The organism is Geoglobus ahangari, assembly GCF_001006045.1.
Taxonomy (GTDB): domain Archaea; phylum Halobacteriota; class Archaeoglobi; order Archaeoglobales; family Archaeoglobaceae; genus Geoglobus; species Geoglobus ahangari.
The window spans coordinates 583,775-603,051 of record NZ_CP011267.1; the positions used below are offsets into that span (position 1 = coordinate 583,775).

Annotated in this window: 29 protein-coding genes, 1 tRNA gene, 1 rRNA gene and 1 pseudogene; 23 read left to right on the forward strand and 9 right to left on the reverse strand. The window is 50.8% G+C overall.

The features are described 5' to 3' along the window. Positions 1 to 17 precede the first annotated feature (17 nt). On the reverse strand, positions 18 to 1,286 hold the full coding sequence (locus tag GAH_RS03355) for a 3-isopropylmalate dehydratase large subunit (RefSeq protein ID WP_048094687.1): 1,269 nt from the start codon (positions 1,284 to 1,286) through the stop codon (positions 18 to 20). Between the two features lie 51 nt (positions 1,287 to 1,337). On the opposite strand from GAH_RS03355, the gene GAH_RS03360 reads away from it, so the two are divergent. Next, the gene (locus GAH_RS03360) at positions 1,338 to 1,730 is read left to right on the forward strand and encodes a YkgJ family cysteine cluster protein (RefSeq protein WP_048094688.1); all 393 of its coding nucleotides are present in this window, start codon (positions 1,338 to 1,340) and stop codon (positions 1,728 to 1,730) included. Positions 1,731 to 2,053: 323 nt separating this feature from the next. Here GAH_RS03360 and GAH_RS10290 read toward each other — a convergent pair whose 3' ends face one another. Then, positions 2,054 to 2,617: a hypothetical protein gene (locus GAH_RS10290; protein WP_156967378.1), complete on the reverse strand. Its 564-nt coding sequence runs from the start codon at positions 2,615 to 2,617 to the stop codon at positions 2,054 to 2,056. Positions 2,618 to 3,194: 577 nt separating this feature from the next. Here GAH_RS10290 and GAH_RS03370 point away from each other — a divergent pair. Together GAH_RS03370 and glyS are read left to right on the forward strand one after the other, a co-directional pair. Continuing rightward, on the forward strand, positions 3,195 to 3,386 hold the full coding sequence (locus GAH_RS03370) for a hypothetical protein (protein WP_048094689.1): 192 nt from the start codon (positions 3,195 to 3,197) through the stop codon (positions 3,384 to 3,386). Between the two features lie 67 nt (positions 3,387 to 3,453). Beyond that, positions 3,454 to 5,151 (forward strand): glycine--tRNA ligase, encoded by a 1,698-nt coding sequence (glyS, locus tag GAH_RS03375; RefSeq protein WP_048094690.1) that lies wholly within the window; start codon positions 3,454 to 3,456, stop codon positions 5,149 to 5,151. Between the two features lie 467 nt (positions 5,152 to 5,618). On the opposite strand, the gene GAH_RS03380 is transcribed toward glyS, so the two are convergent. Continuing rightward, entirely contained in the window at positions 5,619 to 6,032 is a 414-nt protein-coding gene (locus tag GAH_RS03380) for an Sjogren's syndrome/scleroderma autoantigen 1 family protein (RefSeq protein ID WP_048094691.1), read from the reverse strand. Positions 6,033 to 6,083: 51 nt separating this feature from the next. Here GAH_RS03380 and GAH_RS03385 point away from each other — a divergent pair, with 51 nt between their 5' ends. Continuing rightward, positions 6,084 to 6,335 carry a UPF0147 family protein gene (locus GAH_RS03385; protein ID WP_342667804.1) on the forward strand — a complete coding sequence of 84 codons (252 nt, stop codon included), beginning with the start codon at positions 6,084 to 6,086 and terminating at the stop codon, positions 6,333 to 6,335. Between the two features lie 64 nt (positions 6,336 to 6,399). Then, on the forward strand, positions 6,400 to 6,936 hold the full coding sequence (locus GAH_RS03390; protein ID WP_084632261.1) for a TIGR00267 family protein: 537 nt from the start codon (positions 6,400 to 6,402) through the stop codon (positions 6,934 to 6,936). On the opposite strand, the gene GAH_RS03395 is transcribed toward GAH_RS03390, so the two are convergent. Together GAH_RS03395 and GAH_RS03400 are read right to left on the reverse strand one after the other, a co-directional pair. Further along, a complete protein-coding gene (locus GAH_RS03395) occupies positions 6,937 to 7,239 on the reverse strand; it encodes an ATP-binding protein (RefSeq protein WP_048094694.1) in 303 nt (100 codons plus the stop codon). It lies immediately after the preceding gene. Continuing rightward, complete coding sequence (locus tag GAH_RS03400; RefSeq protein WP_048094695.1) at positions 7,240 to 7,644, reverse strand: hypothetical protein; 405 nt, start codon at positions 7,642 to 7,644, stop codon at positions 7,240 to 7,242. A 391-nt stretch (positions 7,645 to 8,035) separates the two neighbouring features. On the opposite strand from GAH_RS03400, the gene GAH_RS10870 reads away from it, so the two are divergent. The 12 genes from GAH_RS10870 (at position 8,036) to GAH_RS03455 (ending at position 15,147) form a co-directional block, all read left to right on the forward strand. Further along, entirely contained in the window at positions 8,036 to 8,335 is a 300-nt protein-coding gene (locus tag GAH_RS10870; RefSeq protein ID WP_218915476.1) for an FmdE family protein, read from the forward strand. After that, positions 8,332 to 8,703, forward strand: coding sequence for a hypothetical protein (locus GAH_RS10875; protein ID WP_218915477.1), 372 nt, complete (start codon positions 8,332 to 8,334; stop codon positions 8,701 to 8,703). The genes GAH_RS10870 and GAH_RS10875 overlap by 4 nt, the downstream gene beginning before the upstream one ends. A gap of 8 nt (positions 8,704 to 8,711) precedes the next feature. Beyond that, positions 8,712 to 9,152, forward strand: a complete 441-nt coding sequence (gene tsaA, locus GAH_RS03410; RefSeq protein ID WP_048094696.1) for a tRNA (N6-threonylcarbamoyladenosine(37)-N6)-methyltransferase TrmO — start codon at positions 8,712 to 8,714, stop codon at positions 9,150 to 9,152. Then, positions 9,149 to 10,240, forward strand: a complete 1,092-nt coding sequence (locus GAH_RS03415) for an iron ABC transporter substrate-binding protein (RefSeq protein ID WP_048094697.1) — start codon at positions 9,149 to 9,151, stop codon at positions 10,238 to 10,240. The genes tsaA and GAH_RS03415 overlap by 4 nt, the downstream gene beginning before the upstream one ends. Then, positions 10,237 to 11,250, forward strand: coding sequence for a FecCD family ABC transporter permease (locus GAH_RS03420; protein ID WP_048094698.1), 1,014 nt, complete (start codon positions 10,237 to 10,239; stop codon positions 11,248 to 11,250). Before GAH_RS03415 ends, GAH_RS03420 begins: the two co-directional genes overlap by 4 nt. After that, positions 11,247 to 11,993 carry an ABC transporter ATP-binding protein gene (locus tag GAH_RS03425; protein ID WP_048094699.1) on the forward strand — a complete coding sequence of 249 codons (747 nt, stop codon included), beginning with the start codon at positions 11,247 to 11,249 and terminating at the stop codon, positions 11,991 to 11,993. The genes GAH_RS03420 and GAH_RS03425 overlap by 4 nt, the downstream gene beginning before the upstream one ends. Before the next feature lie 34 nt (positions 11,994 to 12,027). Beyond that, positions 12,028 to 12,291, forward strand: a complete 264-nt coding sequence (locus GAH_RS03430) for a DUF167 domain-containing protein (protein WP_048094700.1) — start codon at positions 12,028 to 12,030, stop codon at positions 12,289 to 12,291. Continuing rightward, a complete protein-coding gene (locus GAH_RS03435) occupies positions 12,269 to 12,655 on the forward strand; it encodes a toprim domain-containing protein (protein WP_048094701.1) in 387 nt (128 codons plus the stop codon). Before GAH_RS03430 ends, GAH_RS03435 begins: the two co-directional genes overlap by 23 nt. Before the next feature lie 37 nt (positions 12,656 to 12,692). Next, positions 12,693 to 13,316 (forward strand): RNA 2'-phosphotransferase, encoded by a 624-nt coding sequence (locus tag GAH_RS03440; RefSeq protein WP_245604083.1) that lies wholly within the window; start codon positions 12,693 to 12,695, stop codon positions 13,314 to 13,316. Beyond that, complete coding sequence (locus tag GAH_RS03445) at positions 13,301 to 14,239, forward strand: thiamine-phosphate kinase (RefSeq protein WP_048094702.1); 939 nt, start codon at positions 13,301 to 13,303, stop codon at positions 14,237 to 14,239. Before GAH_RS03440 ends, GAH_RS03445 begins: the two co-directional genes overlap by 16 nt. 121 nt (positions 14,240 to 14,360) lie before the next feature. Then, positions 14,361 to 14,858, forward strand: coding sequence for a hypothetical protein (locus tag GAH_RS03450; RefSeq protein WP_048094703.1), 498 nt, complete (start codon positions 14,361 to 14,363; stop codon positions 14,856 to 14,858). Positions 14,859 to 14,892: 34 nt separating this feature from the next. Further along, positions 14,893 to 15,147, forward strand: a complete 255-nt coding sequence (locus tag GAH_RS03455) for an SHOCT domain-containing protein (RefSeq protein WP_048094704.1) — start codon at positions 14,893 to 14,895, stop codon at positions 15,145 to 15,147. A 1-nt stretch (position 15,148) separates the two neighbouring features. Here GAH_RS03455 and GAH_RS03460 read toward each other — a convergent pair whose 3' ends face one another. Next, positions 15,149 to 15,388, reverse strand: a complete 240-nt coding sequence (locus tag GAH_RS03460; RefSeq protein WP_048094705.1) for a zinc ribbon domain-containing protein — start codon at positions 15,386 to 15,388, stop codon at positions 15,149 to 15,151. A gap of 85 nt (positions 15,389 to 15,473) precedes the next feature. On the opposite strand from GAH_RS03460, the gene GAH_RS03465 reads away from it, so the two are divergent. Together GAH_RS03465 and GAH_RS03470 are read left to right on the forward strand one after the other, a co-directional pair. Continuing rightward, entirely contained in the window at positions 15,474 to 15,815 is a 342-nt protein-coding gene (locus GAH_RS03465; protein ID WP_048094706.1) for a nucleotidyltransferase domain-containing protein, read from the forward strand. A 91-nt stretch (positions 15,816 to 15,906) separates the two neighbouring features. After that, positions 15,907 to 16,206: pseudogene (locus GAH_RS03470) on the forward strand (HEPN domain-containing protein); the annotation flags it as partial. 1 nt (position 16,207) lies between these two features. Here the strand turns inward: GAH_RS03470 and GAH_RS03475 are convergent. Beyond that, positions 16,208 to 16,435, reverse strand: coding sequence for a PadR family transcriptional regulator (locus GAH_RS03475; RefSeq protein WP_048094708.1), 228 nt, complete (start codon positions 16,433 to 16,435; stop codon positions 16,208 to 16,210). A gap of 90 nt (positions 16,436 to 16,525) precedes the next feature. Here GAH_RS03475 and GAH_RS03480 point away from each other — a divergent pair, with 90 nt between their 5' ends. Continuing rightward, positions 16,526 to 17,458 (forward strand): hypothetical protein, encoded by a 933-nt coding sequence (locus GAH_RS03480; protein WP_156967379.1) that lies wholly within the window; start codon positions 16,526 to 16,528, stop codon positions 17,456 to 17,458. Positions 17,459 to 17,500: 42 nt separating this feature from the next. On the opposite strand, the gene GAH_RS03485 is transcribed toward GAH_RS03480, so the two are convergent. After that, positions 17,501 to 18,025 (reverse strand): DUF488 domain-containing protein, encoded by a 525-nt coding sequence (locus GAH_RS03485; protein WP_048094710.1) that lies wholly within the window; start codon positions 18,023 to 18,025, stop codon positions 17,501 to 17,503. Between the two features lie 125 nt (positions 18,026 to 18,150). Between GAH_RS03485 and GAH_RS03490 the strand changes: the two genes are divergently transcribed. Further along, entirely contained in the window at positions 18,151 to 18,489 is a 339-nt protein-coding gene (locus GAH_RS03490) for a hypothetical protein (RefSeq protein WP_048094711.1), read from the forward strand. Positions 18,490 to 18,577: 88 nt separating this feature from the next. Here the strand turns inward: GAH_RS03490 and GAH_RS03495 are convergent. Further along, a tRNA-Thr gene (locus tag GAH_RS03495) sits at positions 18,578 to 18,650 on the reverse strand. A 147-nt stretch (positions 18,651 to 18,797) separates the two neighbouring features. Between GAH_RS03495 and GAH_RS03500 the strand changes: the two genes are divergently transcribed. Both GAH_RS03500 and rrf read left to right on the forward strand, forming a co-directional pair. Continuing rightward, positions 18,798 to 19,007, forward strand: coding sequence for a hypothetical protein (locus GAH_RS03500; RefSeq protein ID WP_048094712.1), 210 nt, complete (start codon positions 18,798 to 18,800; stop codon positions 19,005 to 19,007). A 78-nt stretch (positions 19,008 to 19,085) separates the two neighbouring features. Continuing rightward, positions 19,086 to 19,207, forward strand: a 5S ribosomal RNA gene (rrf, locus tag GAH_RS03505). The last annotated feature ends 70 nt before the right edge of the window (positions 19,208 to 19,277 follow it).

Consider the following 19,277-nt stretch of genomic DNA (forward strand, 5'->3'; position numbering starts at 1 on the left):
GGAGATGTGCGCAGCAGTCAGACCTTCCTCGGATCGGTTATCTCTCCGTATATCGCCGTTGCTGCGGCCGTTGCTGGGGAGACGAGGTAAACCCTGCCCTCCGGGCTTCCCTGTCTGCCAATGAAGTTCCTGTTTGAGGTCGAGACGCTGACCTCCCCGCTCGCAATTAGCCCGAAGCTTCCGCCCATGCAGGGTCCGCAGCTGGGGAACTCGACTATCGCCCCCGCCTCGACGAACACGTCTATGAGCCCCTCCCTGAGGGCCTTCATGTACTCCGCCCTTGAAGCCGGGATCACTATCAACCTCGTGCCTCTTGCCACCTTCTCGCCCTTCAGAATCTCCGCAGCGATCTCCAGGTCCTCATACCTGCCGTTGGTGCATGAGCCTATGAAGACCTGATCGGCTTTTGTTCCCTCAACCTCGCTCACGGGCACGACGTTGTCAACCTTGTGGGGAACCGCCACCTGAGGCTCGAGGTCGCTGACATCCATCCCAAGCTTCCTGAAGTACTCGGCATCCTCGTCGCTCCTCAGCCACTCCCACTCCTCGAGGTTTCCTTCAACTCCCGCCTTTTTCAGGTACCTCTCGGTCTCCCTGTCGGGCTCGATTATGCCCGTCTTCGCCCCCATCTCTATCGCCATGTTCGTCATCGTGAAGCGCTGGGACATGCTCATCCTCTCAACCGCAGAGCCTGCAAATTCGGCGGCCTTGTAGTTCGCCCCATCCGCTCCAATTGTGCCTATGATCTTGAGGATCACGTCCTTGCTGTAAACCCTCCTCGGAAGTGAGCCGTTTATCTCGAACCTGATGGTCTCAGGAACCCTGAACCACAGCTTTCCGAGGGCGAAGACCGCACCCATGTCAGTGGAGCCTATTCCCGTTGCAAACGCTCCGAGAGCCCCGTACATGCAGGTGTGGCTGTCAGCCCCGACGACGACCATTCCCGGGAGAACATGGCCCTTCTCTACCATCACCTGATGGGCTATCCCCTCGTAAACATCGTAGTTCAGTATTCCCTGCTCCTCCGCAAACCTCCTGAGCATCTTGTGGTTCTCCGCCGCTATAACGCTGTCAGCCGGAACCTGATGGTCAAAGGCTATGATTATCCTGCTGCTGTCCCAGACTTTGCCGTCCTCACCGGCAATCTCCTTAAACGCCTTAATGGCAAGCGGACCGGTTATGTCGTGAATCATCGCCCTGTCTATTCTGGCGAAGACGTACTCTCCGGCCCTGACATCCTTCCCTGCCGCCTGTGAGAAGATCTTCTCGGAGATGGTTTTACCCATGAAACCAGAACGGGCAGGAGAATTTTTAACCCTATCGGCTCAGCATTTCTTGTGATCGAGCTCGTACCTTTCAGGAGGTATGAGCGCTGGAGGTGCACCCACTGTGGCTTCTGCTGCGAGGAATATGACGTTTCTCTCGGCTATGAAGACGAGAAGAGGCTCAGAAGGTTCGGAAACGTGTTCAGGTATGGAAAGATAGGTGTGTACCTGAGAAAGAAGAACGGGAGGTGCATTTTCCGGAAGGACAAGTGCAGAATTTACAGGTTCAGGCCCATTGCGTGCAGGAAGTACCCGTTCTACTTCAGAGAAGAGGGTGGAGAGGACTCAAAATTTGAGTTTATGGGAAGGACCGTTCACGTGTTCGTTGATCCCAGATGCAGCGGTCTCGGCGATGGGGAGAGAATCGAGGAAGTAATTTCCAGAATTCTCAAACAGGTCAGGTGACCTCCACCCCTTCATTTCATGTGGAGATTGCTGAAATCCCGTTACGTTGCTTTTTTGCTGAGAAATGAAATTCAATCTGGGTTGTTTGACCTAAACTCTGGAGATAACAACGGAATTGCGTAAAAAAGTTATATTAACCACGAATGGTTCGTAACAGGTTTCCGGTTTTGGTCCTCTTCACAACCCCACCCCATCATTTCGTGTGGAGCTTCTGCCGGAGTTCTTGGCCAAACTGAAATTGCGGTGAAAAGCTGGCCCTATACCCTCCGACCCCTTTGTTTCCTGTGGAGCAGATAACAATCCGGGAATAGTATATTCACAGCCTAACCGCGGTCATCCACATAAAACTCGAACAACCAAATGGAAGTTAGAAACGCAACAACTGCGAGCACAAATCCGCCTACCGACTCTGCCACAGTATGTGCGTCTACAACCGGCCTGTTTACAAGCATGACCAGCGGTACCACCATTACTGGCCACCACTTTCTGTCAAGCCACACCAGAAAAAGCGCGGGAGCTGTCGTATAGGCTACATGTCCGGAGATGTTCCAGTAAGGGCTGATTGCAACGTAAGGAATGGACAGGATTGTCAGCATGACCGCTCCTCTAACCACAACTCCGTTGTAGATCCCTTTCATCTGGGCAATTACCGCTATCACTATTGCGAAGAAGAGCCCGATTACCGCAAGTGCATCTTCAACCCACTGCGGAGCTGGCTGTAGGAGATGCCATGTGCTGTAGATCGAGTAAGCTACCAAGTATGCTCCAAAAGTTAACGCAAGCGCTTCTCTCAATCTTCCGGTTTTCTTGACATCATAGTGAATTACAATCACCGCACACATCATCAGAAAGTATACTGGGCTGAACACATCGTCGTAGATTTCCATAAACTGACGAAGACCTATCAAATTCATCTGTCTCCGCATTTTCAGTGCTGAATTTAATTCAATCGCAGCGTTTAATGTCTGGTCGTAACCTTTAATCTTAGTCTGATTTTAACGCGAGAAGCTCAGCCCCGGATCGACAAGGAGCATACACCTTTCAATCCTATCTTAGTCTGATTTTAACTCGATTTGCAGACAATCTATGACATTTATAATGAGATCTTTCAATCCTATCTTAGTCTGATTTTAACTGGCGGGCAACGAGATAAAGCTCGTCAACTTCGGAGAGCTTTCAATCCTATCTTAGTCTGATTTTAACAACACGCTCAGGAAGATGAAGCCCAGCACCAGCAGGACTTTCAATCCTATCTTAGTCTGATTTTAACGGCCACCGAGGTTGCCAAGAAGATTAAGGAAGGAGAGGCTTTCAATCCTATCTTAGTCTGATTTTAACTTATGTAGTAGGCAACGATTGGGTACACAGTTCCAACTTTCAACCGATAATATTCCTCTCAATCCCTATAAAACGCTTTCTCCCGCCTTTTTCAGTTTAAATACTGCAGCGAAAGTTGAGTAATGCATGGAGTATATAAAGGTGCGCGGAAGCACTTTTGCAAGCAATTGGCAAATAACAGCCACGAATAAAATATCACAAAACAACCTCACTCCAGAAAAGATAAACCACGAAAACTCAAACGAAAAGCAGGAAAATCTGTCTACAAAGTCACAGGAAGGAGCCATAACTCAAATACCCCTCACACAGATCCCCTAACCAGAGCCTCGACAATCACAGAAAAATCATGAAAACCTTTAAATCTTACACGGGCGAGTAAAAACCCATGAGCCAGATTATGGAAATGCTCGTCAGAAGGGGCTTTATCTGGCAGTCATTTGAGATTTACGGCGGAATGGCGGGTTTCATCGATTACGCTCCTCTTGGAAACGGTCTGAGAAGGAAGATAGAGAACCTGTGGCGAGAGTTTTTCGTCGTGAATGAGAGGAGTGTGGAGATCGACACGCCTACTGTTGGAATAGAGGAGGTTTTCATAGCTTCGGGACATGCTGAGGGTTTCACGGATGTTGCGATAGAGTGCTCTGAGTGCGGTAGGGTGTTTAGGGCAGATCACTACGTGAAGGAGAAGTTAAACCTCGAGGTTGACCCGACAATAGAGGCTGTAAAGGCCGTAATCGAGGAGTTTGACCTGAGGTGTGAGTGTGGTGGAAAGTTCAAAGAGCCCGAGCACTTCAACCTGATGTTCGAGACGAAGATTGGCCCGGGAAGGGGCAAGAAGGGGTATCTCAGGCCTGAAACCGCTCAGGGCATCTTCATAGCCTTCAAGAGGCTCTCAGATTACTTCAGACACAAGCTCCCGTTCGGAGTGGCGCAGATTGGGAGAGCCTACAGAAACGAGATCAGCCCGAGGCAGGGTGTGATCAGGCTGAGGGAGTTCAATCAGGCCGAACTCGAGTTTTTCTGCCATCCCGGAGAGAAAAAGCACCCGGACTTTCACAAGTATGCCGATGATGTGGTCACTCTCGTTGACAAGTTCGACAAGGAGCACAGGATCACCCTGAGAGAGGCTGTGGAAAGGGGAATAATAGCCCACGAGCTCCTCGCCTATTTTGTCGGAAAGACGAGGAGGTTCCTACTCGCGGCGGGTATAAAGGACGACAAGCTCAGGTTCAGACAGCATAAGGACGACGAAAGGGCCCACTACGCAGTCGACTGCTGGGATGCTGAGGTTCTGCTGAGCTACGGGTGGATAGAGGTTGTGGGAATAGCTGACAGAAGCGACTACGACCTTTCGAGGCACACGAAGTACAGCAAGGAAGATCTGAGCGTGTTCGTTCCATACGACGAGCCCGTGAAAGTGAAGAGAAAGAAAGTTGTTGCCAACATAGCAAAGCTCGGTCCCGTTTTCAAGGAGAAGGCCAAGAAGATTGCCGAGGAGCTTGCCAAGCTCGAGTCTGCTGGAGATGAGGTTAAGGTCGTCGTTGATGGAGAGGAGATCACAGTAACCTCGGAGTTCTATGAGGTCAGGGAGGTTGAGGAGGAAATTCACGGGGAGAAGATAGTCCCGCACGTCATCGAACCGTCATTCGGGCTTGACAGAATAACCTACGCAGTCCTCGAGCATGCCTTTGATGTGGACCATGTGGACGGGGAGGAAAGGAAGGTTCTCAGACTGAAGAGATATCTCGCCCCCGTGCAGGTTGCTGTACTGCCACTCCTGTCTAAGGACAGGTTCGTGGAAGAGGCTGAAAGAATTGCCGAGAGCCTGAGGGAGAGTGGAGTTTACACGGAGCTTGACACTGCTGGGAGCATAGGCAGGAGGTATAGAAGGTACGACGAGATCGGCACTCCATTTTGCGTGACTGTGGACCACCAGACGTTTGAGGATGGAACTGTCACGATCAGGGACAGAGACACGACATCCCAGATAAGGATCCAGAAGGACAGAATAGTCGATGTTATCAAGGAGCTCCTGAGCTCTGAGAAGGATATAAAGGAGTTTGGAGAGGTTTTCAGGCCGTAATTTGTTATTTTTCAGATTTTTTGTTAATTTCAATGCTGTGCGATTCTCACACGGCAGTGATAAAACTTGCAAATGAAAATTCGAGTTATCAGAGCTCGTTTCGAATTATTTCCCCTAGAAAGGTAATCCCGATCATTTTTCTGAAAGGAAATAAAGCATAGTTGAGAATTCCATAGTGTTGCCAAGTAGCTGTCCATTATTTCAAGTGGAAATGACTTTGGGTTGACATCTCCAAAATCTTCTTGGGCAAGATGAAAGTGTGTGAACGTCTAATCCAGAAGTTGACAGAACAATTTCTAAAATATCACATCCAGATTGTGTTTAGCACTCTTCACAGATTGGATCTCCAGAATTCGGTTTTTATCCTTTCCAAGGCTAGAATTTTCATATGTCCTGTCTGCTAAATTCAGACAGTCCAAATTCCACACTGACAGATTAGAAAACTTCCCAACTTTTCCACCTACAGCTCAGAGGTTTTTCAGCATCCTGTAAATTTCCGCAAGCTCTTTCATCACATGGACAATTTCCCGAATTTCAGCAATGCTCTCAGAACCTCTGGCCCTTTCGGCAAGCTCCCTCAACAGGATCTCAACACTCGCGATAGTATCCTCTGCTATTTCGTCTGCAGCCCCTCTACCCTCGGATTTGCTCTCAGCTTCGCTCGTCGCACTCTCGCCATTCTCCTTCTCCCCATTTACGGCGATGATCGTGACTTTTCCACCATCCTCCACGAGCGTGAACTCTCTCTTGCAATGGGGACAGAAAACCCTCTCGTCCTGCTGGAACAGGGGAAGGTAGCAGCTTGGACAGTGATGGCTGAGCATTTTCGCACCTTTCAGGAGAAGACCGACAGCTTCCGAAATTTTTTTATCTTCAGCCATGTCAGAAGGTATAGACTTCCTGTATTTAATTCTGTTCGGGAGGTGGTATATTTGACAGAGGCCTTAGATGAGGTGCTTGAGACTCTTGACAGAATTATCCACGATGACACCGTGCCAAGGAACGTTAGGAGGACGGCAAGTGAGATAAAGGAGGATCTGCTCGCTGGTGGAGATATTGCCCTGAAGGCGGCAAGCGCGATCTCCGTGCTTGAGGAACTCTCCTCAGATCCAAACCTGCCGATGCACGTCAGGACCATGATCTGGAACCTTGTGAGCAACCTTGAGAGACTTTCAGTCCAGTAACTTCTCTTTTAATTTGGTGAAATTTCGGGAAAGGTTTTAACTGAGCTTTGCTCAAATCGGTTTTGTGGAGAGGCAGTTTGTGAGAGGGTTTATAGATGGGGCACTTTCGGTGCTCGGAGTGGTCATAGGCGCATCTGCAGGGCAGATGGACATAATAATCTCCGCGGGAATAGGAGGAGGTGTTGCAAACGGAATCTCCAACATCTTCGGCGCACTCACAGCTGAGAGGGTGGAGGAGGAGAGAGAGTTCAGGAAGATAGAGAAGTCCATGCTCGTGGAGCTCAGAGACACGGAGCTTTACAGGGAGGTGAGGAGGAGGGTTATAGTGAGGGGCATTGTAGACGGGATGTCGACGATTCTAGGAAGCTTGGTTCCCGTGCTACCGTTCATCGTCGCGTTTTTCATGGGGACGGGCGTTCAGGCTGCCCTTATTGCTTCGGTCTCGCTCACGGCTTTATCTCTCGGCGTAATAGGAATTTACTACGGCAGGATCTCGAGGCAGAACCTGATGGTGTCGTCTGCCAAAATGATTCTGATGGGGCTTGTGACGGCCCTGATATCAATAGGGATAGAAAGGGGTGTTCACGTTTTTGTTAGGTGATTATTTTTCATCCTTAATTTCAGCTGGCATGTAGTGCCTGTAGAGCTTCTCCATGAAGTCGTCGAAGTCAATTCTCTCGAGTATGCTCCAGTCGAAAGGCTCCGCCTCCCTCTCCTCTATGTACAGCGAGTTTGTGGGGCACACTGCTATGCAGGAGCCGAATCCGTCGCACAGCTTCTCGTCCACGAGAGTAACCTTTCCGTCCACCATCTGAAGCGCGCCCGTGGGGCAGGACTCCACGCACCTGCCGCAGGATATGCAGGTCTCGTGGTTTATTGCTATGATCATCCTCCTCGTCTTCATTCAGAACCCCCTGTGGGCTCTCCTCTCAGCCTCAATCATCCTCTCGTCCACCACTCCCCTGTACTCCTCGACCTCTCCCGTAACCCTGACTATGAACCTCCTGACGTCCTTGTCCCCCTTCTCCCTCTCGACCATCATGTGGAGGGCCTGACAGCAGGGAACCTCCATCGTGTAGACCTCAACCTCCCCGAACTCTCCGGTCTCCATCAGGAGCTTTATCTTCTCGTATGTCCTCTTCGGGTCTTCGAGCATCGGACATCCTATCAGCACCGGAGTCTCGCCGAATTTCTCGGTTATCTCCTTGTCTATCAGGAGGGAGCAGTCAGATGCTATGATGATCCTGTCTCCCCTGAGGAACTCTGCCTTCGGGTGGACGAGGAGCAGTTTTACAGGCCACTGTCTCATGCCATGAGTAGCACGGAGATCGGCATATAGATTCTCCCTAAGTTCTTAGGTGTGTTCCACATGAAATAAAGGGGTGGGTGTGTCTCAGACTCTCAGGGGGCATGCAGTGGGATTCCACAGGAAATGATGGGGTGGGAGACTCACGGGGGCGTTGGACAGAATAGGACTGGGAAAGAGAAAGGCCTTGTTCTCGCTTATCTGGAATTTTTCCACAGTTTTTTGTGTAAACGCTGATAGCTTTCTCGACATGGGAAAAATAAGGAAGGACATTGGAGATCGTCAGTTTCTACATGAAATGAAGGGGTGGGGGTCTAATACCTGAATTGAGTAACCGTGTTAATTCATGTTACTTTTGAAAAAATTTTTATTACAGCAAGCAGGCTTAGGTGTGATGCAGGCTGGTGAGATTCTGCTGAAAGCCAAGGAGCTTCACGGTCACATATGCCCGAATCTGGCCCTTGGGGTTAAGGCATCGCTTATAGCCATGGAGAAGCTCGGTGTGTCGAGAGCTGAGGACTACACGATCTCCGAAGACGTTATTGCCATTGTCGAGACGAACAACTGCTTTTCTGATGGCGTTCAGGTGGCAACCGGCTGCACGTTTGGAAACAACTCGCTGGTGTACCACGACATAGGGAAGAACGCGTTTACGCTCGTCAGGAGGTCAGGAGGTCAGACTGGAGAGCTGTGAGGGTTTACGTGGACTTTGATGAGGTCACGAGGAGGTACTTTGATGGGAAAGCGATGGAACTGTTTGAGAGGGTCATAGTCAGGAGGGAGGAGGAAGAGGAGCTGATGGAGGAGTTCAGGCGAATGTGGGAAGAAATAGGCTGGAAACTGCTTGAAGCGGACGACGTTTTCAGAGTTCACGAGGTTGAGGTCCCTCGCTTGGAAAAGGCGCCGATTTTTGAGAGCGTGAGGTGCGAGAGGTGCGGGGAGCTCGTAATGGGAACGAGGGTAAAGAACGGGCTGTGCCCGTCCTGCAGGGGAGAGTTCAACGCGGTCATCGGCAGGGGAATCGTGAGGTTCAGCAACGGCAGGTATGAGGAAATGGAGTAGGTGGAATTATGGAGTTCACGCTGAAGCCCGTTGGGGTAGTGAGATCTCCATACAAAAATTTCTCTCAGGCTCCGTATCAGGGCCGGTTTTCAGATGCTGTGAGCGAGATCGAGGTGTTTGAGCAATTCTCCCCGGCGTTGAAGGATCTGGAGACCTGTACTCACCTCATTGTGCTTTACTGGCTCGACAGGGCGAGGAGGGATGTGATGGTCACAAGGACTCCTTACGGGGAGGAGGAGAGGGGAGTTTTCGCCACCCGCTCCCCTCACAGGCCCAACCCGATTGGGTTCTGCGTTGTGGAGCTTCTGGAGGTGAGGGGTAACGTTCTCAGGGTGAGGTGGCTTGATGCCCTCGACGGGAGCCCGGTTGTGGACATCAAGCCCTACTCCTCGGACATAGACTCTGTAGAGAATGCTGTGATAGGCTGGTTCAGGGAGGTGAGCAAATGAGGAGGGTTTTGTCGGTTCTGGCTCTTCTTGCTCTTTCCATACTTCTCGCTGGCTGTGCACAGCAGGCTGAGGAGAATGGAAAAAAGACAGTCACGGTAACAGACGCTGCCGGCAGGACTGTTGAGGTTCCGGAGAACGTTGAGAGGATCGTGGCCATTGGACCGGGAGCACTGAGGCTCGTCGTTTATCTGCAGGCGACCGATATGGTGGTGGGTGTTGAAGATGCCGAGACGATGTGGGGTGAGACGGGCAGGCCCTACAGGATGGCACATCCAGAGCTTGCCGAAAAGCCGGTAATCGGCAGAGGAGGACCGTATCCATCTCCCAACTACGAAAAGATTGCTGAGCTGAAGCCAGACGTTGTCTTCGTCTCCGCATATCCCGAAATCGCCGAGGATGTGCAGCAGAAGACGGGAATTCCGGCGGTTGTCGTGAGCTACGGAAAGCTGGGCAGCTTTGACGACAAAACTCTCCTCGACTCTCTGAGGCTCATGGGCATGATACTCGGAAAGGAGGAGAGGGCCGAGGAAGTGGTCTCGTTCATAGAAAGTGCGGTTGAGGACCTCTCCACCCGTGCCGAAAGGGCAGGAGAAAGCCCTACAGTCTACGTGGGGGCAATCAGCTACAAGGGCGGGCACGGGATAGAGTCCACCCAGTGCAGCTTCGCACCTCTCACAGTTCTGAAGGCCAGAAACGTTGCGTGCGAGGTGAACATGAGCGGGGCAATTTTCATAGACAAGGAGAAGCTCGCAGAATGGGATCCTGATGTGGTCTTTATAGACCTGTCCAACCTCGAGCTTGTGAAGGCTGACTTCCAGAAGAACCCGGACTTCTACAGGGAGCTGAGAGCATTCAGGGAGGGCAGAGTTTACGGAATTCTTCCGTTCAACTACTACTGGACCAATGTGGAGATTGCGATTGCTGATGCGTACTACATGGGGAAGGTGCTGTACCCGGAGCAGTTCTCGGACATCGACCCGGTGAAGAAGGCCGACGAGGTGTTCAGGTTCTTCGTCGGAAAGGAGCTTTACAGCGAGCTCGCGAGCTACTACGGAGGGTTTGGCGAGATCTCCGGAGAGTTCACATGAGCTATCAGGAGCTGGTCAGGAAGAGGCTGGCCTTGGGAGTTGCGGTGAGCTTAGCTCTCCTCATCTCTCTTTTTGCATCCGCACTCCTCGGACCCTACCACATCTCGCTCGAAGATGTGCTGTCGAGAAACGTGGTTTTCTGGAACATCAGGCTCCCGAGGATCGTAACGGCCGTCATAGTGGGTGCAAGCCTTGCCGTGAGCGGTGCCGTGATGCAGTGCATCCTCAGAAACCCGCTTGCATCATCATTCACCCTCGGCATATCCCATGGCGCTGCCTTCGGGGCGAGCTTCGCGATACTCTACCTCGGCGCAGGCTTGACACACCGAGCCGGAGAGGGTGTGACGTTCCTGAACCCCTACCTCGTCACGCTCTTCGCCTTCCTCGGATCTCTTATTGGCGTGGTGGTGATACTGGCTCTCGCAAGGCTGAGGAGCATGAGCCCAGAGGCCATGGTGCTTGCTGGCGTTGCCATGGCGTCCCTCTTCTCAGCATCCACCATGCTGCTCCAGTACTTTGCCGAGAACGAGATCCTCGTCGCTTATGCGGTTTTCTGGACCTTTGGCGACATGGGGCGGACGGGCTGGAACGAGATCTGGCTCATGACAATCTCGTTTCTCGCAATCTTCCCCTACTTCTACCTGCGCAGGTGGGACTACAACGCCCTCCTGCTTGGAGACGAGACAGCAAGATCTCTGGGTACCAATCCGGAGAGGGTGAGGCTCACGGGAATGCTCGCGGCTGCGTTTTTAACCGCAGTCTCCACAGCATTTGCTGGAATAGTGGGTTTCGTCGGCCTCGTCTCCCCGCACATAATCCGGATGCTCATCGGGAGCGACTACCGGTTTCTGATACCACTTAGCGCAATCTTCGGGTCGCTCCTGCTGCTGACTGCAGACACTTTTGGCAGGATTGTCCTCTCTCCAGTCATCCTCCCCGTGGGGATAGTGACGTCCTTCATCGGTGCTCCGCTTTTCATCTACATTCTTGTGAGGGGCGGGGGAAGATGATACGGCTGGAAAACGTCTCCTTCTCCTACAACGGTTTTCCCATCCTCAGAAACGTGGACCTCGTTGTTGGGAGGAGTGAGGTCACATTCATACTGGGCCCCAACGGGAGCGGGAAGACGACGCTCCTGAGGTGCATTGCCGGAATTCTGAGACCTAAGGGGGTGGTTTACGTTGAGGAGCTAAACGTCGCGAAAGCAAACTCAGATGAGGTGGCGAGGAGAGTAGCATACGTTCCTCAGAGGACTGAAGCTCCTCCTCTCACGGTCTTCGACACCATCCTGCTCGGGAGGAAGCCGCACATAAGGGCGGGAGTGAGCGAGAGGGACGTGGGGGTTGTGGAGAAGGTTATGAGGGAGCTGGGGATTGAGAGGCTGGCAGCGAGAAGGCTCACCGAGCTCAGCGGGGGAGAGCTGCAGAAGGTGGCAATAGCCAGAGCGATGGCTCAGGAGCCGAGGGTGCTGCTGCTGGACGAGCCGACGAACAATCTGGACATAAGGAGCCAGCACGAGGTGATGAAGGCCGTTCTCAGACTCGTGAGAGAGAGGGAGATTTCGGCGGTAATCACGACCCACGACCTCTCGATCGCCGGAATGTACGCGGACAGGATAGTGATGGTCAAGGACGGGAGAATCCACGGGGTTGGTGGCAGGGAATTGCTTACGGCCGAGACAATCGGCGAGGTCTACGGAATGGAGGTTGAGGTGCACGAGGTGAACGGGAGGGTTGTGGTGTTTCCGAGGTAGGATACCTTTAAAATCCTGAAAGCTAAGCAGACCTGTGGGGGCGAGGGTGAGGGTTCACGTCACGCCAAAGTCCAAAAGGAGTGAGGTTGCTGGCTACGACGAGTGGAAGAAGGCGATAATTGTCAGAGTGAGAGCTCCGCCGGAAGGCGGGAAGGCGAACAGGGAGGTCGAGCAGCTGCTGTCTGAGTTTTTTGGGACGAGCGTAGAGATAGTCTCCGGACACAGGTCGAGGGACAAGGTTGTTGAGATCAAGGGCATGTCTGAAGAGGAGGTTTATGCTTGGGTTAAGGGAGTTTGAGAGGCTCCTGAGGGTGGTGGAAGAGCTTAAGACGAGGTCGAGCTGCGGGGCAGTTGTGGTTGTGGAGGGCAGGAGGGACGTTGCAGCTCTAAGGAGCCTCGGGGTCGAGGGGGAGATAATCGAAGCCTCTGCCACGCCGATTAGCGCCGTCGTGGATGCCATCGGGGGCAGGGAGGTGATAATCCTCACAGACTGGGACTCGAGGGGCAGGGTGATGAAGGACAGGCTGTCCTCCCTCATCAGAAACGCGAACCTCGAGATATGGAACGAGCTCTCCTCCATAACGGGCAGGTACATCCACTCGGTTGAGGAGCTCCCCGGGCTCATCGAGACTCTTTACGGGCTTCACAGGAAGAGGATGTGACGACACGTATTTATCCCTCCGCGTAAACCAGTTATCTGTGGCCGTTGGCTACTGCGACAACTGCGGGTACTTTGAGGGAATGTGCCCCTGCGGAAAGGGGCGTCTGCTGATGACCTCAGAGGAGAGGAAGAGAGTCAGTAAGTTTCTGAGCGGCCTTCTCAGGCACTACCCAGACAGATTTGGAGTCGAGGTGGACAGGAGCGGGTTCGCAAACCTGAATGACGTGCTGAGGGTGCTTGAAGAGAGGTACGGAGTTGGGGAGGAGCATCTCAGGGCTATAGTGGCCCTTGACGGGAAGAGGAGGTTCGAAATCTGCGACGGGAAGATTAGAGCGAGGTACGGCCACAGCATAGACGTGGACGTGAGGTGGAGCGAGGGAAACGCGCCGCGAAAGCTCTACCACGCAACCGCCCCGGAAAACATCGGCTCGATAATGAGGTATGGCCTTTTACCGATGAGGAGAAGGGAGGTGCACATGACAGAGACTCCGGAGGAGGCTCTGGAGGTTGGACTGAGACACTCCAAGACTCCGGTGCTGCTTGAGATCGACGCTGAAAACATGATCAGGGATGGGCTGGAGATCAGGAAGAAGGGAAGGGTTTTCACAGCCGACTCCGTGCCTCCACGGTACATAAGGGTGGTCGGATGGAAGAGGAGCTGATCCTTGCAGGGATGGCTGCGATAATGAGGAAGTCTGAGGAGTTTGGGGACGACGGAGGTGCGTTCAGGCTTGGAGATGTGTGGGTAGTCGTTACCAACGACATGCTGGTCGAGTCGACTGATGTCGTTCCCTCAATGTCCCCGGAGGACGTGGGCTTCAAGGTTGTGACCATGAACGCAAGCGACCTCGCGGCCATGGGGGCTAAGCCAGGGTTTTTCGCGTTCTCCGCTGGTTTTCGTGAGGGAGATGCTGAGTTTGCGAAGAGGCTGTTCCGCGGCATAAACGAGGGGCTGGAGCGCTACGGGATGAATCTAATTTCAGCGGACACCAACAACGCGAAGGAGCTGGTGGTTGACGGAGTGGCCATAGGCTTTGCAAAAAACCTTCTGAGGAGGAGTAAGGCAAAGCCCGGACAGCTTGTATGCGTAACCGGGGAGCTTGGAAGACCCCTTTCAGCCCTGCTCGTCGAGCTGAAGGGGTTCAGTGCCGCGAAGTCGGTGAGGGAGAGGCTGATGGAGAAGCTCTTAAGGCCCGTGGCGAGGGTCGAGGAGGGTTTGAGGCTGTCTGAGGTTGTGGGCTGCGCCATAGACGTGAGCGACGGTCTGGTGAAGGAGCTGAAGGCCATAGCGAGCGCGAGCGGGGTTGGGATCGTGATTGACCCGGCACGCGTTCCGGTGTGTGACGAGGTCAGGGAATTCTGCGAGGAGAACGGGCTTGACGTCAGCGAGGTGGCAATGAACTCTGGGGAGGAGTATGAGCTCGTGTTCACGATTGATAGGGAAAAGCTCGGTGAGCTGGACTTTGACTTTGCTGTCATCGGCAGGGTTGTGGAGGGAGAGGGCGTCTGGGTTGAGGAAGGTGGAAAGAGGGTGGAGGCGAGGGACTTATCGTGGAGACACTTTTCTGATTGGTTTGCTGGATAAAATGAACCACCCCCTCCCCACTTAAACCATCCTGAACCATCTCCTTCCCCTTCAATGCCTCGTTTTCACCCCATATCCCTATTGCCTCTGAGCGCATACTCTCGCTCAGAGGTGATGTGAGATGAAGAAGAACGTGATGCTGGGTGTGGTGATCGGGCTTGCAGCCCTTGCGATATACACAGCATCAGCCCACATGGGCGGGTTCGGGTTTGGATACGGCATGCCCGGGATGATGGGCTACGGGTTTGGCTACCCGATGATGGGGTATGGCTATGATGCAGATGACGTGCCCGCAAATCAGGTAAAGGTTGAGGTCACCGAGGTGAGCGGGAAAGTTTCAGCACTCTATCCAATGGGAATACTGCTTGACAGCGGGAAGTACGTGACACTTCCGTGGTGGTTTGCAGCGAACCTTGGAATAAAGCAGGGGGATGACGTGAAGGCCAAGGGCTTTGAGTACGGAAACTCGGTAATTCCAGTCTACATTGAGGTGAACGGAGAGAGTTTTGGAGACGAGAACTCTAACACTCCAGTGTGGATGCAGGGAGTCCAGCAGTACGGCTACGGGTATGGATACGAGTATGGTTACGGCTACCACTGCCCCATGATGGGGTGGTAGCATTTCCCAATTTTTTGAAGGAGGTGGATGCGACATGATGGGCTATGGTGGAATGATGGGCTACGGATTTGACGGCATGGGCTATGGCCTTGGTTTCCTCTGGCAGATGGTGTGGCTGGTGCTGATAATAGCCGTGATTTACTTCGTCGTGAACTCGCTCAGCTCCAGCAGGGGACAGGCTCAAACCTCGACAGGTAGTAGGGCGCTCAGGATTCTGGACGAGAGGTTTGCGAGGGGAGAGATTGACGCTGAGGAGTACAGGAGGATGAGGGAGGAGCTTTTGAGGTGATTTACCCGAATATAACGTCAAGCACGTCTCCAATGACTCCCTTCTTCCCCTCCACAACGTCAAGCCTGTAGAACTCGGTGTAGCCGCAGTAGAGGCATGAAACCTCGAGATACTTGTTCATCTGAATGTCGAGAATCTTGCTCAGCCCCGTGCCTGTCATTGCGAGCTTTTTGGCCTGAGCCTTGGTGTTTCCGCATTTTGGGCACCTGAATCGCGACTCAAACTCCCTTTCGAGAGACATGGTCAAAAATGGGTTTTGATTCTAAAAATTTTTTCCACCCTTACTTGCGATTGATTTTTATAATCTGGAGGGGATAACCTATCTGATGGATTTCAAAACCTTGGTTGACGAGGTTGTTGCAGTTGCAAAACCAAAGCTTGTTGCAATTTTTGGTTCACAGGCAAGGGGGGATGCCGGTAAATTCTCGGATATTGATGTGCTCGTTGTGACGGATAGCGATGTGGTTGCTGAGAGGCTGAACACAATACGAAAGGATAATGTCGAGTTTCATGCCCTCTCAATGAGAAGAGCTCTCGAACTTGTTCACAGGAACGATCCGTTTTTCAAAAAGATTTTGAGCGAGGCAATCCCGCTTTACGGCCATTTTTATTTATCATTCCTGAGAGAGGTAGCGGAAAATGTTGGAAAAAGCAAAAATATGGCTTGAAAGAGCAAAGGCGGATTTGAAGTCAGCGGAGGTGCTGATCGGAGTAGTCCCTGCAGATAGTGTATACCACAGCCAGTAAGCTGTTGAAAAGGCCATCAAGGCGGCACTTTCGGTTAAGGGAATAGAGGTTAAGGAGCACAGAGTTTCTGGATTATTTTATGACGAATTCGTTGTCTTGTTCCCCGAGCTTGAGGAAATTTACGGCATCGCTGTAGAGCTTGAAAAACACTGGCTAAAAAGCAGGTATCCAATAGACTATTCTCGCGGTGTTTGGGATCTGTTGCGCGCATATTCCTCTGAAGATGCCGAAAAATTTTTTGAAATGGCAAAAACTTTTGTTTTAAAGCTTGAAGAGTTTTTGGTTAGAGAATTTGGTTTAGAAATGGAGTAGATCACTCTATGAGAAGTTTGAGAAGCTGTTCTCCCTTCTCTGTTAAACGGTAGATCTTTCGTCTCTTGCTGACTTCATGCTCAATAAAGCCACCCTCCTCAAGCTCGGAAAGGTGTGTGTAAACGGAGGAGATAGTAATGTTCAGCTTTTTTGCAAGTGCATAACCGTGCTGGGGACTTTTTGACAACTCTTTTAGGATCTCAAATTTAGCTTTGCTGATAATTGCCATTGTGGTTGAAGTTCAGTATATTTGGTAAAAATTATATAACAGGAAAATCAGTTATATCTGAAAAATCAGATATAATTGAGGTGATGGGCTTTGAGGAGGAGGGTGTGGGTTGTTGCATTGATGATACTGGCAGTAATCTTGGCTGGTTGCTTGGGTGAAGAATCAAAAAATACTGATGTAGATGAATCTAACAGAGGAACATCTGGCCAAACAGAAGTGAAAACAACTGCTACGCCGAGTTATACGCCCACTTACACGCCGCAATACGTACAAAAAACACTATATTCTGGTTCGGTAATATTGCCCAAGGATACAAACATAGTGAGGGATAGTAGGCAGACAATGGCAGTCATACCATTCATTGTGGATAGAGATAACTCCGATATAACAATAGTGCTGAGTTCGAGACCTTATGGGGCATATGCTGTCGTATTAAATGAAGAAGATTATTACAAGTTTAGGGCAGGAGAACAACCGTCGGTGAATCAAGTAGTTATGTTTAATGGTGACTATACGCTCAACTTAAAACTAAATCGTGGCAAATATTATTTATTGCTCGCATACGGAGCATCTGAAAATGCAGAAGAGCAGACCATCCTTTTACACAGTGGAGTAGAGGTCATAAAAGCTGGACATTATTTAGCATTGCCCTTCAAAATTAGCGAGAACACACCCGAAATAGCGGGGAAGGTTATTGGGAAGGAGTACTATAGACTGGAATTAAACCTCAAAATACGAGAGGATTTGGACATAAATATCCTGTTGTTCGACAAATCTGAATTCGATGTATGGGCGAATGGTGGTACGGCAACGCCGCTTTATTTCGTTAAGCGTGGTGAAAGTGGAGATTACTATATTGTTCCTACTGAGCTCCCGAGAGTGAATGAAGAATACGTTTTAGTGCTGGACAATTCCTATTCGATTCTCACAAAAAAGACTGTTGAATATTCGTTGTATGCCTTTGTTGACGTTGTGGAGAGGGAAACAATTGATGTAGAAATCATCGAGAGTTGGTATGAATGAGGCAATTTTCAGATTTTTAGACCAAACTTTTTATTCGTTTTATCAGATATAAATCAGCATTCCGTTGCTAACCCTCGCGTGTCTGCTCAGCCTGTGCCTTCGCACGCTGCTCGCGTCAATTATGTGCAGAACCTCAAAGCCGAGAACAGCGTGAAGGTAATCGGAGAGAAGCATCCTGTGGCATCTCCAGTAGAGCTTCTCGGCGCACATAATCGCGACCTTTTTCTTCAAAGCCAGCTCCGCAAGCTTTTCAGCAGCACGCCTGAACTCTTCGGTTAGCATGTGGTCGGCGTAGTTTCTGAAGCCCTCGCTTTCTATGGCCCTGTTTGGGGAGTTTTCGAGGACTTTCCTTCTGTAACCTCCAAGCTCTTCGAACCACGCGTATTCGATTCCGTTCTCTGGCAATGCCCTTTCGAGATACTCTTTTCTGAAGTGCTCGAACTTTGAGCTTGGGAACCTCCTGACGTCTGCGGGAACAGCTATTTCGAACCTTTTCAAAATTCTGAGAAATTCCTCGAAGCTCCTGCTGGAGTGGCCGAGAGTGTAGATAGTGCATTTTCCTGCCATAATTTAAAAAGTGATAGCCAAAGGGGGTTAAATGTTTTGACGGGTGACAAAGTTGTTTGTTTTTGTTAGAGGTTCTATACTTGAGGAGTAAGATATAACTTTTTTCAGAAAACATAAAGATTAATATGAGGGACGATTCATTTGAACAGTTTGCCAAAAAGTGGAACAAAATTATCGAGTATGTCAATAAAGCGCAGGATGGGTTGGATGAGAGAGGGGCGGAGCAAATTAGGCTTAATTTTAGAGAAGACGTGCTTCTTTTGATAATTGATTCAAAAAGAATGGGTATTAAATTTCGCCAACGTGACGTATCCTTAATTGAATCTGAGCTTGAAGCCGCTCTAAATATTGCTGAAAGCAGATATAAGTTAAAAAACGAAAAACTCAAATTAGAAGAAAGGAAATCGATTATGCAACTGTTAAAAGAGGTTTTAGGTTTTATAAGAGACGTCTTACGGAAATGAGATATTGAATGTACCGTTTGTGGACCCTACAATTGGTTTGTGGAGGTTCTTGTAATTCTTTCGATAAGTTTTGAACCAAAAGTAAAAGAGCCACGGCCGGGATTTGAACCCGGGACCTCGTGCTTACCAAGCACGCGCTCTACCTGCTGAGCTACCGTGGCAGCAGTGGATTGTTGAGGGGCAGTTTTTAATAAATTTACGGTGGTGCAGGTTGGCGTGCAACGGTATCGAAATGTAGATTTTTGACTTTTGCTTTTGTAATTTGATGATGGGAAAATTTTTAATTAACAGGTATGAGGCTTAAGTCGATGCCCGCACTCGAAGTCAACGAAATATCCAAAACGCTCGGGAGCTTTCACCTCTCGAAAACCTCTTTTAGGGCGGAAAAGGGGGAGGTTTTCGGGACACTCGCAACGCTGAAGCTCTCAGCAAGGATGTTCTGCTTCTACGCTCTCGTATACACAAAACCACAGTGGAAAGAGGTGTTCAGAAACGCTATCAGGCCCCGTGGAGCTTGATTTCTTCCAGTTTTTCAAGATTTTTTGTGCGCTTTACGACCAAAATTCTTAAATAACGATCAGGGACAAGGTAGAGATGCCGACGGTCATAGGGACGGGGGAAACACCCGGACCCATTCCGAACCCGGAAGTTAAGCCCTGTCCCGTTCCGCGTTGTACTGCCTTCCGAGAGGGGGCGGGAAGCGCGGAAACTGTCGGCACCTCCTCCCCTCCCTTCTGAACTGATTTTAAGCGCAAACGCGAGTTTTGTTGGGTTTATGTTTTCCGGCA

Bases quoted from the DNA above. Each gene is read 5' to 3' on its own strand.
- GAH_RS03415 (WP_048094697.1), top strand. From the start codon at position 9,149: ATGAGGAGGGTTTTGTCGGTTCTGGCTCTTCTTGCTCTTTCCATACTT.
- GAH_RS03490 (WP_048094711.1), top strand. From the start codon at position 18,151: ATGAGGGACGATTCATTTGAACAGTTTGCCAAAAAGTGGAACAAAATT.
- GAH_RS03475 (WP_048094708.1), bottom strand. From the start codon at position 16,435: ATGGCAATTATCAGCAAAGCTAAATTTGAGATCCTAAAAGAGTTGTCA.
- GAH_RS03500 (WP_048094712.1), top strand. From the start codon at position 18,798: ATGCCCGCACTCGAAGTCAACGAAATATCCAAAACGCTCGGGAGCTTT.
- GAH_RS03420 (WP_048094698.1), top strand. From the start codon at position 10,237: ATGAGCTATCAGGAGCTGGTCAGGAAGAGGCTGGCCTTGGGAGTTGCG.
- GAH_RS03460 (WP_048094705.1), bottom strand. From the start codon at position 15,388: ATGTCTCTCGAAAGGGAGTTTGAGTCGCGATTCAGGTGCCCAAAATGC.
- GAH_RS03425 (WP_048094699.1), top strand. From the start codon at position 11,247: ATGATACGGCTGGAAAACGTCTCCTTCTCCTACAACGGTTTTCCCATC.
- GAH_RS03395 (WP_048094694.1), bottom strand. From the start codon at position 7,239: ATGAAGACGAGGAGGATGATCATAGCAATAAACCACGAGACCTGCATA.
- GAH_RS03380 (WP_048094691.1), bottom strand. From the start codon at position 6,032: ATGGCTGAAGATAAAAAAATTTCGGAAGCTGTCGGTCTTCTCCTGAAA.
- GAH_RS03465 (WP_048094706.1), top strand. From the start codon at position 15,474: ATGGATTTCAAAACCTTGGTTGACGAGGTTGTTGCAGTTGCAAAACCA.
- GAH_RS03450 (WP_048094703.1), top strand. From the start codon at position 14,361: ATGAAGAAGAACGTGATGCTGGGTGTGGTGATCGGGCTTGCAGCCCTT.
- GAH_RS03370 (WP_048094689.1), top strand. From the start codon at position 3,195: ATGGAGTATATAAAGGTGCGCGGAAGCACTTTTGCAAGCAATTGGCAA.
- GAH_RS03445 (WP_048094702.1), top strand. From the start codon at position 13,301: ATGGAAGAGGAGCTGATCCTTGCAGGGATGGCTGCGATAATGAGGAAG.
- tsaA (WP_048094696.1), top strand. From the start codon at position 8,712: ATGGAGTTCACGCTGAAGCCCGTTGGGGTAGTGAGATCTCCATACAAA.
- GAH_RS10290 (WP_156967378.1), bottom strand. From the start codon at position 2,617: ATGGAAATCTACGACGATGTGTTCAGCCCAGTATACTTTCTGATGATG.
- glyS (WP_048094690.1), top strand. From the start codon at position 3,454: ATGAGCCAGATTATGGAAATGCTCGTCAGAAGGGGCTTTATCTGGCAG.
- GAH_RS03485 (WP_048094710.1), bottom strand. From the start codon at position 18,025: ATGGCAGGAAAATGCACTATCTACACTCTCGGCCACTCCAGCAGGAGC.
- GAH_RS03435 (WP_048094701.1), top strand. From the start codon at position 12,269: ATGCTTGGGTTAAGGGAGTTTGAGAGGCTCCTGAGGGTGGTGGAAGAG.
- GAH_RS03355 (WP_048094687.1), bottom strand. From the start codon at position 1,286: ATGGGTAAAACCATCTCCGAGAAGATCTTCTCACAGGCGGCAGGGAAG.
- GAH_RS10870 (WP_218915476.1), top strand. From the start codon at position 8,036: ATGCAGGCTGGTGAGATTCTGCTGAAAGCCAAGGAGCTTCACGGTCAC.
- GAH_RS03455 (WP_048094704.1), top strand. From the start codon at position 14,893: ATGATGGGCTATGGTGGAATGATGGGCTACGGATTTGACGGCATGGGC.
- GAH_RS03400 (WP_048094695.1), bottom strand. From the start codon at position 7,644: ATGAGACAGTGGCCTGTAAAACTGCTCCTCGTCCACCCGAAGGCAGAG.